Origin of the sequence: Acetobacter tropicalis (assembly GCF_030644465.1) — a bacterium.
GTDB classification, from domain to species: domain Bacteria; phylum Pseudomonadota; class Alphaproteobacteria; order Acetobacterales; family Acetobacteraceae; genus Acetobacter; species Acetobacter tropicalis.
Window position 1 is genome coordinate 2869261 of sequence record NZ_JAUYUW010000001.1, and the last position, 16542, is coordinate 2885802.

At 56.6% G+C, this 16542-nt stretch carries 12 protein-coding genes; 7 read left to right on the top strand and 5 right to left on the bottom strand.

Annotation, left to right across the window (positions count from 1 at the left end):
• Positions 1-39 precede the first annotated feature (39 nt).
• Positions 40-1704, top strand: a complete 1665-nt coding sequence (locus tag QWU00_RS13010) for an NAD(P)/FAD-dependent oxidoreductase (RefSeq protein ID WP_035377994.1) — start codon at positions 40-42, stop codon at positions 1702-1704.
• Between the two features lie 11 nt (positions 1705-1715).
• Here the strand turns inward: QWU00_RS13010 and QWU00_RS13015 are convergent, their stop codons facing one another.
• Entirely contained in the window at positions 1716-2501 is a 786-nt protein-coding gene (locus QWU00_RS13015) for an alpha/beta fold hydrolase (RefSeq protein WP_035377996.1), read from the bottom strand.
• Between the two features lie 548 nt (positions 2502-3049).
• Between QWU00_RS13015 and QWU00_RS13020 the strand changes: the two genes are divergently transcribed.
• Complete coding sequence (locus QWU00_RS13020; RefSeq protein ID WP_035377998.1) at positions 3050-5506, top strand: TonB-dependent receptor; 2457 nt, start codon at positions 3050-3052, stop codon at positions 5504-5506.
• A gap of 350 nt (positions 5507-5856) precedes the next feature.
• Here the strand turns inward: QWU00_RS13020 and QWU00_RS13025 are convergent, their stop codons facing one another.
• From QWU00_RS13025 to QWU00_RS13035, 3 genes are all read right to left on the bottom strand, one after another.
• Positions 5857-7848, bottom strand: coding sequence for an OPT family oligopeptide transporter (locus QWU00_RS13025; RefSeq protein WP_035377999.1), 1992 nt, complete (start codon positions 7846-7848; stop codon positions 5857-5859).
• A 349-nt stretch (positions 7849-8197) separates the two neighbouring features.
• Entirely contained in the window at positions 8198-9964 is a 1767-nt protein-coding gene (locus QWU00_RS13030) for an alginate export family protein (protein ID WP_392388279.1), read from the bottom strand.
• Between the two features lie 548 nt (positions 9965-10512).
• Positions 10513-11037, bottom strand: a complete 525-nt coding sequence (locus QWU00_RS13035; RefSeq protein ID WP_052051159.1) for a hypothetical protein — start codon at positions 11035-11037, stop codon at positions 10513-10515.
• A gap of 267 nt (positions 11038-11304) precedes the next feature.
• On the opposite strand from QWU00_RS13035, the gene QWU00_RS13040 reads away from it, so the two are divergent.
• Entirely contained in the window at positions 11305-11538 is a 234-nt protein-coding gene (locus tag QWU00_RS13040) for a DUF3126 family protein (RefSeq protein WP_006558600.1), read from the top strand.
• Positions 11539-11828: 290 nt separating this feature from the next.
• Here the strand turns inward: QWU00_RS13040 and QWU00_RS13045 are convergent, their stop codons facing one another.
• Entirely contained in the window at positions 11829-12443 is a 615-nt protein-coding gene (locus tag QWU00_RS13045; protein WP_035378211.1) for a DUF2939 domain-containing protein, read from the bottom strand.
• Between the two features lie 183 nt (positions 12444-12626).
• On the opposite strand from QWU00_RS13045, the gene QWU00_RS13050 reads away from it, so the two are divergent.
• The 4 genes from QWU00_RS13050 to pyk all read left to right on the top strand — a co-directional run bounded on the left by QWU00_RS13050 (position 12627) and on the right by pyk (position 16479).
• Entirely contained in the window at positions 12627-13403 is a 777-nt protein-coding gene (locus tag QWU00_RS13050; RefSeq protein ID WP_035378003.1) for a HesA/MoeB/ThiF family protein, read from the top strand.
• Positions 13400-13894 (top strand): DsrE family protein, encoded by a 495-nt coding sequence (locus QWU00_RS13055; RefSeq protein ID WP_052051160.1) that lies wholly within the window; start codon positions 13400-13402, stop codon positions 13892-13894. The genes QWU00_RS13050 and QWU00_RS13055 overlap by 4 nt, the downstream gene beginning before the upstream one ends.
• 89 nt (positions 13895-13983) lie before the next feature.
• Entirely contained in the window at positions 13984-15006 is a 1023-nt protein-coding gene (locus tag QWU00_RS13060) for an SH3 domain-containing protein (protein WP_035378006.1), read from the top strand.
• A gap of 36 nt (positions 15007-15042) precedes the next feature.
• Complete coding sequence (pyk, locus tag QWU00_RS13065; protein ID WP_006558606.1) at positions 15043-16479, top strand: pyruvate kinase; 1437 nt, start codon at positions 15043-15045, stop codon at positions 16477-16479.
• The last annotated feature ends 63 nt before the right edge of the window (positions 16480-16542 follow it).

The following is a 16542-nucleotide window of genomic DNA, read 5'->3' on the forward strand; positions in this document are numbered from 1 at the left end:
TGAATTTTTTGTACTATCACATCTGATGAAGGTCACGCCATGCTCCGACTGACCGAACTGCGGCTTCCACTCGATCATCCTCCACAGGCGCTGGAGGAAGCGGTCCGCGAGCGCCTTGCGCTGGCTCCGGATGAGCTGGAAAGTGTTAGCGTGTTTCGGCGCGGGCATGATGCGCGGCGGCGGAGCGTCATCAAGCTTGTGTACACCGTTGACTGCGTGGTGAAGAACGAAGCTGCCGTTCTGGCACGTTTTCAGGCGGCCTACCCGACCAATCCCCATGTGACCATAGCGCCGGATATGTCCTGGCGGCAGCCGGTGGCGGTGGAGCAGGGCGCAGAACTGGCGGGCAAGGCGGGATATAAGCGGCCAATCGTGATAGGCGCTGGCCCCTGCGGGTTCATGGCCGCGCTGATGCTGGCGCGCATGGGGTTGCGGCCTTTGTTGCTGGAGCGTGGCAAGGTGGTGCGCGAACGCACTGTGGATACGTTTGCCCTGTGGCGGCGCGGGGAACTGACGCCGGAAAGCAACGTGCAGTTTGGAGAAGGCGGGGCAGGAACGTTCTCGGACGGTAAGCTGTACAGTCAGGTGCGGGACCCACGCTTTCTGGGCCGCCGCGTGCTGGAGGAGTTTGTAAAAGCCGGTGCCCCGGAGGAAATTCTCTATCTGGCGCACCCGCATATTGGCACGTTTCGGCTGGTTTCCATGGTTGAGCATATCCGCGCAGAGATTGAGGCCGCCGGAGGGGAATATCGCTTTGGCACCCGTGTGGACGGACTGGTTCTGGAGGATGGAACACGCCGGATAAAAGGCGTGCGCACGGCTACTGGTGACGTGATAGAGGTGGATCATGTGGTCATGGCCGTGGGCCACAGTGCCCGTGATACGTTTGCCATGCTGCGGGACGCAGGTGTGGAAATGCAGGCCAAGCCGTTTTCCATTGGGGTGCGGATTGAACACCCGCAATCGGTCATTGATACCGCCCAGTTCGGGCCGAGTGCAGGCAACAAGCTTCTGGGTGCGGCAGAATATAGGCTGGTGCATCACGCCAGTAACGGACGCGGGGTGTATTCTTTCTGTATGTGTCCCGGTGGCACGGTTGTGGCGGCTACGTCCGAAATCGGGCAGGTGGTCACCAACGGGATGAGCCAGTATTCCCGTGCGGAACGAAACGCCAATTCCGGTATGGTGGTGGATCTGCGCCCCGGTGAGGATTATCCGGATGATCCGCTGGCTGGCATTGATTTCCAGCGCCATTGGGAGCGACAGGCCTTTGTGGCTGGCGGCTGCAATTACAACGCTCCCGCCCAGCGTGTGGGGGATTTTCTGGCCGGACGACCCTCCACCACATTGGGGAATGTTGTGCCATCCTACAAACCCGGCGTAACGCCCACGGATCTTTCAACCTGCCTGCCTGATTTTGCAGTGGAAGCCCTGCGGGAGGCGTTGCCGCGTTTTGATCGGAAGCTGCGCGGGTTCGCTATGGAAGACGCGGTCATGACTGGTGTTGAAACCCGTACGTCCTCTCCCGTGCGCCTGCCGCGCGGGCAGGACGGGCAATCTGTAGGAACGCCCGGCCTTTACCCGGCAGGAGAAGGAGCCGGATATGCGGGCGGCATTCTTTCCGCCGGGATAGACGGCATCCGTATTGCGGAAGCAGTGGCGCTGGATATGGCAGGTCGTCCGGTGGAAGGGCTCGGGCTGTAACGGGACAGCCCTTATAATTTCGAGAACTCTTCCACCAGTTCTGCAAACCTTCTAGGGGCATCTGCATGCACCCAGTGGCCTGCGCCGCTTATGGTTTCCAGCGTGTAATGCGGGAAGAGTTTGCGCATGACAGGATAGTTGCGCGGCTGGATGTAGGGAGAAATTTCTCCGCGGATAAACAGCGTCGGACCATTATAAACGCAGGTTTCGGGCAGATCAGGCCATCCCATGATGGCTGGAAGTGAGGACATGATCTCGTCCAGTCCGATCTGCCAGCCCGGATGCTCCCCTAGCCGCATGTTCTGGATCATCAACTGGCGTACGGATTCATTGGGGATAAGGGGGCGCAACAGCGCGTTTGCACCCGCAAGATCCAGCGAGGGGGGAAACTCCAGATTTTCCAGCCCTGTGGGAATGTCCATGCGGGTAAAGCCGCCTTGCGCGGGGGCGATATCAACAACCACCAGACTATGAACCTGCGTAGGGTGGGTCAGAGCCAGCATCATGGCTGTTTTACCACCCATGGAATGCCCCAGTATCATCGCCGGCAGCGCGTTGTGGTGCTGCAATGTTTCCAGAACATCGTCCGCCATGGCCTGATAACTGACCGGCCCATGCGGGCTATCTCCATGGTTGCGCAGGTCAAGCGCCAAAGTGCGGCGGGTGGTGGCCAGCCGCCGTTGTACAAAACCCAGATTCCGGGCGCGCCCGAACATGCCGTGCAGAAGCGCAATGGGGGGCAGGTCCGGGGTGGCGGTGGCGTCTTCTGGGCCTCGTTCAATCACATTCAGCAGCACGATGTTCTCTGGTCCTTATGTCTTGAAGCCTGACTATGCATGGATAGGCCCAGCGCTGATTTTTGCGCATCCTGCCGTGAAAGGCGAGGGGTAAAGACTTGTTTTCTCGTCACCTTCTGGAGAGAGGGGTCAAAAGAAAGCAGAATAAGCGCGATCAAAGCCGGTTGGCAGGTGAACAAGGTTAAGGAAGCAGATGCCTTGCTGGCGAAAGAGCTGCTGGTGTGTGCGGTGGGAGGCTGCCTTCTTGTGAGCCGTAGTAAAGGCGCGTTTTGCTAGCAGCCATTATTTCAGACGCAGAGTGGTGAGACTGCATATGGCTCTTTTGAGAGAGACATGCAGAATTTAGTGATGAGATATGCTTTGCGGTGGACTGGATACTGTAACCGTCAAGAAGTTCTGGAAATAAAAAGGTTTTCCCGGAAATAAAATTTTTTTTATGCGAATGAGAATTGGAAACACTTAAATCCTGCTTACTAAAAGCACTTGCGAATAATTATCATTCATGGATAACAGCGCAATTCCATTTTCTTAAAGCGGGTGTGCGGTTCATGCGTGTCTATAGTGTTCGTCGGCGTCTCCGTCCTGCGCCATTAGCTGTGGGTTTGACCTTGGGATGTACCGCAGCGTTCTATATGGCTGAGGATCAGGCGGTGGCCGCACGTGGCCATTCTCTGGCTGATGCAAAAAAAACCGGGCACCGTGATCATAAAAAAGGAACGCACCGGGATCAGGCTGGCGTAAAAGGAGCGCCGGTTTCTGTAACGGCTCCTTCTGCACCGGAGGGTACCAAAGCCACTCTTGCCAACGCCAAAGGCAAGGGGCCCGCTTTGGTAGCCGACAAAGGCGGCGCAGAGGCTGAGGAATGGACTGTTACAGCCTCTCCCATGAACACATTGCGGACTCCTATCGGCTTGAGCCGTATGCCGCAGGATGTTTTGCATACGCCGCAGACCATTGATGTTGTGCCGCAGATTGTCATGCAGCAGCAGAATGTGAAATCTCTCGATGAAGCCTTGAAAAACGTGCCGGGAATCACTGCCTCAGTTGGTGAGGGAGAAGGTGGCATGGCGGGGGATCAGTTCCTCATCCGTGGCTTTGCCGCGCAGAATGACATTTACGAAAATGGCTTGCGTGATTTTGGTGTTTATACCCGTGACAGCTTTGATTATGACCATGTAACCGTAATCAAGGGTCCTTCTTCCCAAGTGTTTGGTAATGGCACAACCGGGGGGGCTATTAACATTACAACTAAAACGCCCACAGCCGGAAACCATGTTAACGCCAGCTTCTCTGGTGGCAGTGGGGCCTATTATCGCGGCACGCTGGATTTTAATCACAAGATTACAGACAGCATTGCATTCCGTATCACGGGTATGGGTAATGAGAGCAATATGGTGGGGCGTGATGCCGTTTATTCCCACCGCTGGGGTATTGCTCCATCCATTATTTTTGGTCTGGGTAAAAAGGTAAATTATACCATCGAGTATCTGCACCAGACTGACAACCGCGTTCCGGATTATGGGGTGCCGGTGGTTAAAAAACCGGGTAGCAGTTACGGAAAGCCTGTTACGGAATACGGCGTGCGCCGTACCAACTGGTATGGCACCACGTTTGATCAGGACAATTCAAACGTTGATATGTTGACGGGCCGCCTGCAATGGGAGGTCAATAAATATGTCACGGTTTATAATGATACGCGGGGCGGCCTTTATAGCCGCTACTTCTCCGCATCACAGGAATCCTGCAATGCGGCCTGTAATTCCGCACTTTTCTCATCTAATCCGCAGGCGGCTCAGGTCTCCCGCATTGGGGGCGTAGGGGGACCAAACCCTTACCAGCAAAATGACTGGTCAGTACAGAACGTGGCGTCTGCCGTGGCCAACTTTAATACGGGCAGCATCAAGCACCAGATGATTGGTGGCTTTGATATTGAGCATATTTATGATCGGCGCCAGAATTATGCTTACAATAATCCGGCCATTCGCCGCTGGGCCAATTTGCTGAATCCTGTTGCTTATATTCCGGGGCTTGATGTGGGTGTTGGGTCACTTAATCCCGGAAATCTTGTGAATATTCCAAACGGAGTGGGCCGTAAGGAATGGAAGACAAGTGCGGCAACAGATGTTGGAGCATTCTTTTCAGAACAGGCATGGTTGACGCCATGGTTCTCCATCAAGGCCGGGTTCCGGTGGGACCATTGGAGCAGTAATTATAGCGCGACCGGAGGTGTTGCCAGCACGTCTGATACGCATCTGGGCCAGAAGCAGGATACGTTTAACCCCAACGTTAGCCTGATGTACACTCCCAATGATCATACCATGGTGTACTTCAACTGGGCGGAATCCACCACACCGCTTGGCTTGTATGTCACGAACAGCTCGGAGCCGCTTTCTCCCAAAAACTCCAAGTTTGAGCCAGAACGCAGCAGGCTTTATGAATTGGGTGCTAAATATTCGGCTTTTCATGATCGGATTGGCTTTACGGCTTCCGTTTTCCGTTTGGAAAAAGGAAATTCGATCCTGACTGACCCGAGCAGTGGGCAGGTAACGGATTCTGGTGATACGCAGCGCAACCAGGGTATTGAACTGAGTGTATCTGGTCAGATTTTGAAAAACTGGAACATGATTGCCACATATGCCCGGTATGACAGCAAGACCACCGGCGGGACACTGGCGGATATTGGCAAGCAGATTCAGTATGTTCCACGAAATCAGGCGACTGTGTGGAGCACTTATGAAATTGCCCCCAAGACACCCTATAACCTGACCCTTGGTGGTGGCGTGACGTGGCGAGAAGGTGTGTTTCTTGATCCGGCCAATACGGCCCGGGTTCCGGCTAACGTGGAATTTGACGCCGTGGTTTCTCATCAGTTCGGCTCACATTGGAGAGTGGCCATGAATGGTTACAATCTCGCCAATCGTTTGAACTATGGCAATCTGTTTAGTAATCGCGTGACACCCTCCATCGGGCGTGCGTTCCTGTTCCAGCTTTCCGCTAATTATTGAGCTACGTTCCCCATCCAGAGAGAATTCCTCTCACGTTTTTCCAAAAAAAGCGCCGGACGAAGTGTCTGGCGCTTTTTTGCTTCTCTGCTTATCCGAAGGCTGGATTTTTGTAAGAGAGACCTTGTGTTCAGCTTCTAAAGGCTTTTGTGGCCATCCTAATCTGATCAGATCTGTCTTTTTGAGATTTCAATGCCTTTTTGGGAAAGTTTATTTTTTGGTATTTACGTAGGTCCGGTCTCATACGACCTGGGCAGGGAAACTGTCTGAAACGCGTTATGAGATGCCTTGTTTTACCCCTGCGGCAGGGTTCTGGGCCTGCCTCAGGGAATAAATCATAAGCAGTTTTCAGATCATTGTGTTGGTTCCGGTTTCAGCACCGTGCGGGAAAACCAGAGGCAGATTGCGCAGAAAATTATAAAACCCAACACAGTTGTTACGGAGGCGGGGAACCATGCGGCGAGGGACAGGGCATCGTCCTTCCCCAAAGCGCCAGACAGAATGGCGAGCGCTACGCCAGTCAGGCTTTCTCCTACAATAAGGCCCGAGGCCAACATGGTGCCAACGCTGGCATCATGCTCTGCCACTGGTGTTGGGGAAGTCGTGTGTCGGGATGAGGCCGCATGTGCACGGCTGCGCATCATGTGCCGTTTCAGCAGCCAGCCCATAATAGCGCCTACTGCGAGCGTAACACTGACGGAAGGAGGGAGATAGATACCAACAGCTACGCCCAACGGCGGAAGAGAAAGTTTGCGACGCCGTAGCAGCAGATCAAGAATAACCAGAACGACGCCAAGCCCGATGCCCAGAGACAGCATGCTCCAGTCAAGGGAATGAGTGAAAATCCCTTTGGCAATGAGAGAAATCAGGGCTGGTTGAGGGGCGGAAAGGGCGTGGGTGGGGTCCATGCCCGGCCGGGGCATGGCGCCTGCAAACCCGTAGGCCTGATAGAGAACGTTCAGCACGGGCGGAATAACGGCAGCGCCCACCACGCATCCTGCAATAAGTGCGACTTGCTGCTTCCAGGGAGAAGCCCCTACAAGCTGGCCGGTTTTCAGATCCTGCAGGTTATCATTGGAAATGGCGGCAATGGCCGTAATGGCGGAGAGCAGCAGGATGGTGAAGCCGGTTGCCAGTGTCTGGTTGTTGGCCATCAACTCGGCAGGCATCAGTCCGAGTGTTTCAAGTCCGAGAATCATCAGGGCGGACAGCACTGCGGCAATAATGACAATGCCGGAAATAGGGGAGGAGGAGGAGCCAACAATCCCGGCCATGTAGCCGCATGCCGCAGCCATAATGAACCCGAACACAACACAGAACAGCACGGCCGCAATAACAGCAGGCCAGATACCATGGGCGACGGGTGCCAGAAACGCTGCAAAAAAACTGCCCAGCAGCACGACGGTCACGGCAAGCAGAAGGCCCAGCATGCGTGGAGACAGATCTCGGTCACGATCGGTTGTCAGAGGGTCGCGGCTGGCAAGCACCATGGAGCGCAAACCACGGGCGACTGGCCCCATCAGTTCCACAAGGGTCCACACAGAGGCCATGGCGATGGTGCCTGCTCCAATAAAGCGGACCTTATGCAGCCACATGGATTGCGCGAAGGTGGCGGCACTCAAATGGTCCGGGTTGGACATATGCGCAGTTAGCCATGGCACCCCCAATCCCCACGCCAGTATGCACCCTACCAGCATGGCCAGCCCTCCGGCTAACCCCACCAGATAACCAGCCCCGATCAAGGCCAGAGAAAGGCCGCCACTCGCCTGAAAGACGGCTGTCCCCACAGTGGTGGTGAGGGTAACGGTATCCGCCAGTAACCTCAGGCCATTGCTGGCGAACGTGAAGAGGGCAGCAACCACGCTCCCGCTGATTAGTGCGCTTAGGCTTCGGCTGTTTCCCTCTTCCGCTCCGGCACGTAGGATTTCGGCTGCGGCAACGCCTTCCGGGTAAGGCAATGCGCTTTCCGTTACGAGTGCGCGGCGAAGGGGAATGGTAAACAGCACTCCGGCAATGCCTCCAGCAAGAGAAATACCCGCCGTCTGCCAGAACGGAAAGTTGCTCCATATTCCCGTCATGATCAGACCGGGAAAGGTGGCGAATACGCAGGACAGCGTACCGGCGGCAGAAGCCTGACTTTGCACCATGTTATTTTCAAGAATGGTGCCTTTTCCCAACGCCTTCAGCACCGCCATGGAAATAACGGCTGCTGGAATGGAGGATGCGAAAGTAAGGCCTATACGCAGGCCCAGATACACGTTTGATGCCGTAAAAACGACGGTAATCAGTGCCCCAAGAATAAGCCCGCGCAGGGTAAGTTCTCGCAGGGGGGAAGGATGCGTCATACGCCAAGGCCTCGTGTGGTCGTTATGGACTGGACGGCTGGTGCAGGATCGGTGCTCCGGGCAGGCGGAAGCAGCCTGCTGACCGTCTTTCATAAACTTCTCGATACGATGCCTGAGCGGGCTTGTCTGCCCCTGAATGAACCGGAACAGCAACGGTGCAGGTAAGCGGGGCGGAGCAAGCCCGTAATTCATGGAGTGCGGATGGGCCGTTCGTTCTATAAAAAAGACCTGCGAGGCCGGGCCTGCAGGTCTTTTCCGGGAAGGCAAGCTCGGGAAGAGCTTAGAAATTGTCCCTTGTATTCTGTTGTTACCGTTTGTGTCCCGACTGATAGTTATCAGGACGATACGATCAGAATGTCAGTTCCAGATTGGTTTGTACAAATGCGCCAGAAGACGCCCCTACCTTGATCAGGGATTTGGAGGCAAAGGCATATTCTCCGTCTATGCTGAATGTTACGTGTCTGGTAGCGCGCCACGTAAAGCTGGCCTGTGGCATGGTGGCCGTATAGGCTCCGCTGGGCCGGAAAGCATATGGCGCGGTGGGGTTGGAATAAATGGCGTCATTCACGCTGCTGCGCCAGATAACGGGCACTTTCATGAGCAGGGATGTGTTCCGGCTGGTGGCGATTGTGGCAATCGGCCCAACATCAATAAGGTTGGAGTTGCCGATATAGGTGCTGATATCCAGATAGTACGCGCTCGGCACATACGGGGAGAGGAAGTTCCCCCAACTGCTGGTCTGGCTCTTGCGGGTATCACCGCCTGAAATATCGTCAGCCTGAATGCCGATGGCCGGACGCCCCCACCAGTTGGCAAAGCGCCATGAAACGGTGGCGTTAAAGGAATAGGCAGATACGGGGCGGGTACGTCCATTATTGGCCGGACGGAACTCACCGCCCTGCCACATGCCGCCCAGAGAGAATTCAATGGGGCCAGCGTTGCCCCATACGCGCATGCCGGGTGTATCGCGGTGCGTGGACCCGGGGATGGTGCCACGGCTTGCGGCAATCGGGTTGCTGGCCAGCAGGTAGCCCAGATAAAATGTATCAACAAAAATCTGGCTGTTTCTGTTCATTAGCTTGAAGTTGGGCAGCGCATAGGATGTGTAAGCCCCAAATAGCCGCGACCGCCACCCCACCTGATCATGAAAGGCTACGGGCGGAGCGTTATTGGTCAGGCTGAGGTCAAAGATGTCAAACCGGAAGCGCTTCCAGAAGGCGTAACCGCGTAGCCCGTTCCAGGAATAGGGCAGGGTGGGATACACCGCGCCAGCGGTCACGTAGGGCGGGGCATCCAGAAAGGTCATGCGCCCCACCATGGCGCCCATGGTGGCCCCAAGCATATGACCGCGCACTTCAACAAATGCCTGCTGGGCATCCAGCTTGCTGCGCCAGCGGCCACCGGCATAGCCAAAATAGTTCATCCCGCCTGCCTGCGCGCTCATCAACTCACCATAGAGGCGTACATGCTGGCCCAGGTGCAGGTCTGCGCCGGCGTTCCAGCGCAGGTTGGACCGGTAGGAGGGGCTGGTGCGCAGGGTGCCAAACCCGGCCTTCTGATCATAAAATCCGTGGTGGCGGAAGTTACCGCTCAGGCTGAGATAGATGGAGCCACTGTCATTGAACGGGATGTATTTCAGGGGGTCCAGCATATCAATGCGGTTACGTTTGTCCCGCAGGGAAGACCAGTCTTCCGCCCAGCGGGAGACTGCGTAATAGCCAACGGTGCCAAAACCGGCAGCCGCCCCCGTGTTGGCGTTGAATACCCCCCAAGGCCCCTGATGCAGCAGCGCTGACGGAAGAGGTTTCAGTTCCAGAGACTGCGGCTGGCCGTAGGCTTCCGGTCGGCTGGTCAGCGGTGGCAGAAGCATATTGTCCCAGAATCCAGGTCTTTTCATGGGTTCTGGGTGTTCATGCTCCGGGGTTGGCCCGTGAGGGTCTGCCAGCGTGTTTGTCTGGGTGGAGGGGTGGGATGTAGGCACATTCGGGTGCTGCATAATGGCGGAGTTGGGTGCCGTTTCTGGCGTATGTGCCGCATGGGCCGCAACCGGAAGACAGGCCATGGCCGCGAGGAGGCCAAGAGACGTGAACGGTGCGGGCGTGAGGGAAGAAGACATCAAACTCCAAAAATTTTTTTTTGGAAGAACGTAGCCAATGTTTTCCATGGTTCGTAACTTTGAACTGACATGTTTTGGAAAGAGAGCCGATCCGTATTTTTTATTGTTGGTTGGGGAAGCGGACTCTCTACGGTCTGAACACCTGTTACGGTGTCAGACGGGCGTTGACATCGTTCTACGCCTGAAGGGAGTAAGTCGCGCGTCAGAATGCGGGAGAACAGCACAGGGCACAGCCGGGGGGAAAAAAGAAAGAGACGCAGGCTGAAAGACCGGTTCAGTCTTCAAAAGAATGCTGTGCATCGCGAGTACCTTAAAATTGGGTGGCATAGTGAGGTGAAAACACCGGCTATGCTCTTTGGTTTTTTCTGCTCTGCACTATGGGTATGACTATATGAGCAGATTGTCATCTCGCGTTTGCGTGTGAAAAATAAAATTTAAAAAGCAGTTTTTTTGGGAACCATCACCGAAAGTCCACGCCAGAGGGCGCACTCTACTGCGGATAGAGTGCAAAACTGCGAAAGGACTCTGGAACACAGCAGGACAATTTTTTAGTGTGCGGCGGAGCCATCCAGCGCCTTCAGGCAGGTATCTGCACGCACGGAAAAGTGAATATCATGCATCGCCATTACGGCCTGTCGGGCACGCACGCGCCAGCTGCGGGGCATACCTTCCGGCGAGCAGACGGCCTGTATGCTGAAATTGGGGTCTCTGGCCTGAGTTGTAGAGGCCAGCACCGCCGCAGGGTGAGCCGGCAATGCATACCGCATGGCCAGCCGTAACGAGCGGGCGGTGGAGGCATCCGCCAAAGGCATGAGGGCGGGGATGACGCGCGCGGTGTCCAGTTGTCCGCTGCTTACGGCCTGCCTGACCTCGGACCATTTGTGTGTCTTGTTCAGGGTTTCAGCCGTCTGACGCGCGCCATCCGTTTCAATCATGTGTAACAGGTGAGAGGAAGAGGAATCAGTCGTCTGATGAGGAACTGCCTGAAGAGGGTGATCCGTGAGGGTAAGGGAAAAGGCCCCAACTGTTCCCGCGGCAAGCAGAAAGAGGGCCGAGAAACGGGCAAGACGCATGAAATCGGTCTCCTTTCCTGACAGTAAGGGCGCTGAGGGTGGCAGTAAAAAAACCGGATAAAACTGATGAAAGAATAGCTGCCCGAAAATGGCGGGGAGAAGGCGTTTAAACGGAAAGGTTGCGGCAAGAGGGCAGGCTATTCTATAGCAGGCCCAATTCGTCAGACATCAGGGGAACCTGAACCATGGCGGCGCCGCGGGTTGCCGCTATAAGCCCTGTGTGATCTGGCTATGAACCCGCAACCCCACCCCAAGGATTGAGTTTCCATGAGCGGCAGCACCCCATCACCTTCTGAAATCGCCCGTTTGCAAACAGCCCTGCGCCGCCTGCTTGGGTCTGCCGGGCTGACGGTCAACAAGCCGCCGCGTGCCGGTATGTCTGTTGAGCTGGCCGTAAATGGCGAAGTCATTGGCACCATTCATCGTGATGATGATGAAGGTGAAGTGTCTTACGCCATCAACATGGTTCTGCTTGAAGAAGATCTTCCCGCCGAAAAGTAAGGTTTCTCTCCTGCGATTGCAGAGGCTTTCCGGTACCAAAGACGAAAAAAGGCTGCATGGCTTTATAGCATGCAGCCTTTTTAATGGCCGAGCCTGCGGCTGGTGGGGTGCGGACCGCACGGTAGCCCCTGAAAGAGTGTTTGAAAAGCCGGCGGTCCAGCGGGTTTCTTGGTGGCAGAAGAGTTACTCATCACCCAGAGGCGATGGCCGCGCATCAGGCTATGAAACCTGCCTTTTCAGCCTCGGAAACCCTTCCCGAATCTCTGACTGTTGGCTCTCCCACCGTGCCTTCAGGCGTTGGAGGGCGTTGCCGAGGCGGTAAGGGTCGGCTGCCGTGCCACGGGGAAATCCACCTTTGTGATCTTCCAATGCCAGCCCTGGATGCGCATCTCAATTTTCAAGGGCGTTTCCCGTTCATGGCCGGGCAGGGGAATGGAAGCCTCAAACTGGTCCAGCCGTGCAAAACGGAACGAAGTTTTGCTGATCAGCGCCCCCAGAGAGGGTGCTGGCTGCTTGGCAGGGAGGGCTGCAGGCATGGCTTCATCCACCAGCGTGCCCAGATTGGCCTGCGTCACATTGATATCAACTGCGTTGGAGACGGCTGTGGAAGCAAAGGAGGAGCCAAACTCCGGTAGATCATCCGATGCGGGTTGAAGCAGATTAAGACCGGAGAGCGCCTGATGTTTGATGGACGCATCCAGAGAACCCCAGTTGATGACATGCCCCAAGGAGGCCATATCATGCGTCTGGAGAGACGTTCCAACAGTCCATAGCGTGACAAAAGGAGACGCAAGATAAAGCCCGAAGGCTGCCGCTGAGGCACCAACACACACTTTCCGCGCGGTCTGGCGCGAAGGCAGACTGGCTGACCGGGCAGAGCGTCCGGGTGTGGTGAGGGCAATCATGCTATGCAATCCTCGTATGCTAAATTGGTAATTCACATATAGCAGACGCATGCCACCCATGCATAGTTTCATGACTAATTTGTCATATTTCTTTCAAGATATGACACAACTCCCCCAACTCCTTACAACGCGGGGAAAATCGGGCTCTATGCTCTGCTTGGTGTTCTGGAAAGGATCAGATGGATGGCGCTTGAATTTACCGAAGCCGAAATTCAGCGCTATTCCCGCCATATTCTGCTGCCTGAGGTGGGCGGTACGGGGCAGGCCGCTCTACGGGCTGCCTCCGTGCTGATTATTGGTGCAGGTGGGTTGGGCTCGCCCGTGGCGCTGTATCTGGCCGCCGCCGGTGTTGGACGGATTGGGCTTGTCGATGATGACGTGGTCGAGCTTTCCAATCTGCAACGGCAAATTGTGCATGTCACGGAGGCTGTGGGGGTGCGAAAGGTGGAGTCCGCCCGTGCCCGGCTGGAGGCGCTTAATCCGGAAACAACTGTTGAAACATGGCCCATGCGTCTGACGGCTGAAACCGTGGATGATCTGGTGCAGCGGTATGATCTGGTGTGTGATGGATGTGATAATTTTTCTACCCGCTATCTGGTGAACGCGGCGTGCGTAAAAGCGCGTAAGCCGCTGGTGTCTGCCGCCGTGCAGCGGTTTGAGGGCCAGCTTTCCACATTTCGCCCTTGGCAGGATGGCCCCTGTTACCATTGTCTTTATCCGGAAACAGATGGTGTGGCAGAGGGTTTAAGCTGTGGGGAAGCAGGCGTTTTTGGGGCTGTTACCGGGGTAATGGGTACATTGCAGGCGACAGAAGCCCTGAAAGAATTGCTGGGGCTGGGCACATCCCTGGCCGGACGCCTTCTGATGTGGGATGCTCTGGCCACGCGCTTTACCACCATTGCCCTGCGACGGGACCCTACATGCCCCGTTTGCAGCGCCGAGCAGGATGTTTCCGCATGAGCACGTCTTCCGCTGGTTCCCGCACGCCATCACGGTCTCACGCCTCTGCCTCGGTGGGGCCGCTTGCAGGCGTTTCCGGCCTGTCCGCCGCCGCTGCCTATGCGGAAGGGGGTATGTGTGATCTGGCCATCATGGTGGTGGAAGCGCGGTACGAACGTGTGCATGCCGCGCTGATGCTGGCTGTTACGGCCAGTGCGCTGGGGCAAACAGTTTTGTTGTTTGGCATGGGGGCTGGCGTGGCAGCCTTTTGTGAGAAATGGGATGGGCTTGAACAGCCCGAGCAGGATGCTGCGCGGCAGAAAGCCGGGGTGGCAGGCGTGGAAACCCTGCGCACTGCGTTGACTGAACTGGAGGAGGTGAGCCTGATGGTGTGCGACTCCGGTTTGAAAGCCATGTCTGTGTCTGAGCAGGCGCTTCTTCCGGGTGTGGCTGTGGTGGGGCTTCCTACTTTTCTGGATCAGGCAGGGGCAGCCCGTTTGGCTGTTTTCTAAGGAACCAACACGGTTTGGGAGAGAGTGCCCGAGGGTTCAAACGTGCAAGCCTCTTGCCGCGATGGCCCTCTCTTGGCAGGGATGCAGCCATGATGTTCAGAATGTCTTCAATGTTCCGGTTTCAGTTGCTGTCCTGCGTAGCAGGCTGCGTATTTGCCGTGTCTGGTGCCGTGGCGGCTGAAAAGAAGCCAGCCCCGCATAAACACCATACGCATGCAGCCTCTGCTGCACATGATGCGGTAGTCAAAAAAAAGGCCGCGTCTCATAAGGCAGGAGAGGCAAAGGATGCCTCCGGCCAGAAGGCGGCTTCCGGCAAGCATGCGCATGGTGCGGCTGCACATCATGAGGACAAGGCCCACGGGGGCTCCAAGGGGCATCACGCAACTGCGGGCCATACGGCTGTTCATCACGGAACGGACAAGCACAAAGCGGCGGTAGCTGCTGGTGCAGCGGGTGTTGCAGCCGGAGCCGCTGCTACCAATGCCGCGGCAACACCTGCGGACGCCGCACCACCACCCGAGGCAACACCGCCTGAACCCCCGAAAGGTTCTGTAACAGGGCTCCCTTTGCCCCGTTATGCCTCCTTGCGGGCGGATGAAGTGAATATGCGGGCCGGGCCGGGCCGTCGCTTCCCCATTCTATGGGTGTATCATCGCCGTGGCATGCCCATGCGTATTGAGCGCGAATTTGACGTGTGGCGCCTGGTTGAAGATCCTACCGGGCAGAAAGGCTGGGTTCAGCAGGCAACCATCTCTGGTGGTCGGGACTTCCTGATTCCGGGTGAGGCGCCCGGCGATGAAAGCCCTATTCCCGAAAAAACAGATAAAAATGGTGTGAAAATTCCACCCTCCGGTCATATGGATACGCGCGTGCTGGGCACTGTGGCGACGGCTGATGATGCCAAGTCTATTGCCGGGGCGGTACCGCTTTATGCCAGCGCCCGGACTGATGCCCCGGTTGTGGCGATCCTGAAACCGGGTACAGTCGGCTCAGTTAAAGAGTGTGCGGCTGGTGCGGACTGGTGCAAGGTTTCGGTCAAGCAGTACACCGGCTGGATATCCCGTCGTGCGATCTGGGGTGTGGACGCAGAGGAAGCGATCTCACCTTCCTGAAGACCGGTGGCGGGCGGATAAGGAAAAAGATAAATCATGCCTACAACAAACGCGCTGCATTGCCGTACAAAGATTGTGGCAACGCTCGGCCCGGCTTCTTCCGATTATGAGACAATCCGTGATCTGGCTCAGGCCGGGGCAGATGTGTTTCGCTTCAACTTCTCCCACGGCACGCACGAGGACCATGCCGCCCGCCATGCCATTGTGCGGCGGGTGGAAGCGGAACTGGGGGAACCCATTGGCATTCTGGCAGACATGCAGGGCCCTAAGCTGCGTGTAGGAAATTTTGCTGACGGCAAGGTGACGCTAAAGCCGGGGGCCCCGTTCCGTTTTGACCTCTCGGATGAACCGGGGAATGAAACGCGCGTCCGTCTGCCGCATCCGGAAATTATTGCTGTCGCCAAGCCCGGCAGCCGCCTGCTGATGGATGATGGCAAACTGGCCGTGATTGTAGAGCAGGTGGGGCCGGACTGGCTGGATACGCGGGTTGAGGTTGGGGGCGTTCTCTCCAACCACAAAGGCGTCAACGTACCGGATGTGACGCTGCCTATTCCAGCCCTGACAGAAAAGGACCGGCGTGATCTGGCGTTCGCGCTGGGGCTTGGGGTGGATTACGTCGCGCTTTCGTTCGTGCAGCGGCCGGAAGATGTGAGCGAGGCGCGCGCCCTGATCGGGGATCGCGCCAACCTGCTGGTGAAGCTGGAAAAACCGCAGGCCATGGATAATCTGGAAGCCATTCTGGAACTGACAGATGCCGTTATGGTGGCCCGTGGAGATCTGGGGGTGGAACTTCCGCCAGAAAACGTGCCGCTGGCCCAGAAACGGATTATTCGTCTGGCTCGCAAATTGGGCAAGCCGGTGGTTGTTGCCACCCAGATGCTGGAAAGCATGATTTCTTCCCCCACGCCCACCCGTGCCGAAGCATCGGACGTGGCGACGGCGGTGTTTGATGGGGCGGATGCCGTCATGCTCTCTGCTGAATCTGCAGCGGGGCAGTATCCGCGGGAAGCCGTACGGATCATGAACCGGATTATCTGGCGCATTGAGCAGGACCCGGAATGGCAGTCCATGATGGCCGTTGCCCGCCTTGCGCCAGAAGATTACGTGGTGGACGCCATTGCCAGCGCTGCCCAGCAGGTGGCGGACACACTCAAGGCTTCCGCCATTGTGGCGTATACACACCGGGGGGCTACGGCGTTCCGTATTGCGCGCGAACGCCCGCTCTGCCTCGTGCTGGGCATTACCCCCACTAAGGAAGCCGCCCGGCGCATGGCGCTGGTATGGGGTGTGCGGGCTTTTGTGAGCGATGATCGGCGCAACGGCACCAGTGTGGAAGAAATGGTGACGATCGCGCAGGAAGTGGTTGCACAGGCCAAGGTGGGCAGCTCTGGCAATTCTATTGTTATTGCCGCAGGGGTTCCCTTTGGTGTTGCAGGGTCCACCAATCTGTTGCGGGTGGCAAAAATTCCCTGATAATGGGAAACGCATGGCTTTCCATGCTCTATGGTCTGGGAAGCGGTGCGGAACCACCGGATG

Coding starts and splice junctions, on each gene's coding strand:
- QWU00_RS13030 (WP_392388279.1), bottom strand. CDS start 9,964: ATGTCTTCTTCCCTCACGCCCGCACCGTTCACGTCTCTTGGCCTCCTC.
- QWU00_RS13035 (WP_052051159.1), bottom strand. CDS start 11,037: ATGCGTCTTGCCCGTTTCTCGGCCCTCTTTCTGCTTGCCGCGGGAACA.
- QWU00_RS13040 (WP_006558600.1), top strand. CDS start 11,305: ATGAGCGGCAGCACCCCATCACCTTCTGAAATCGCCCGTTTGCAAACA.
- QWU00_RS13020 (WP_035377998.1), top strand. CDS start 3,050: ATGCGTGTCTATAGTGTTCGTCGGCGTCTCCGTCCTGCGCCATTAGCT.
- QWU00_RS13055 (WP_052051160.1), top strand. CDS start 13,400: ATGAGCACGTCTTCCGCTGGTTCCCGCACGCCATCACGGTCTCACGCC.
- QWU00_RS13010 (WP_035377994.1), top strand. CDS start 40: ATGCTCCGACTGACCGAACTGCGGCTTCCACTCGATCATCCTCCACAG.
- QWU00_RS13060 (WP_035378006.1), top strand. CDS start 13,984: ATGATGTTCAGAATGTCTTCAATGTTCCGGTTTCAGTTGCTGTCCTGC.
- pyk (WP_006558606.1), top strand. CDS start 15,043: ATGCCTACAACAAACGCGCTGCATTGCCGTACAAAGATTGTGGCAACG.
- QWU00_RS13050 (WP_035378003.1), top strand. CDS start 12,627: ATGGCGCTTGAATTTACCGAAGCCGAAATTCAGCGCTATTCCCGCCAT.
- QWU00_RS13025 (WP_035377999.1), bottom strand. CDS start 7,848: ATGACGCATCCTTCCCCCCTGCGAGAACTTACCCTGCGCGGGCTTATT.
- QWU00_RS13045 (WP_035378211.1), bottom strand. CDS start 12,443: ATGATTGCCCTCACCACACCCGGACGCTCTGCCCGGTCAGCCAGTCTG.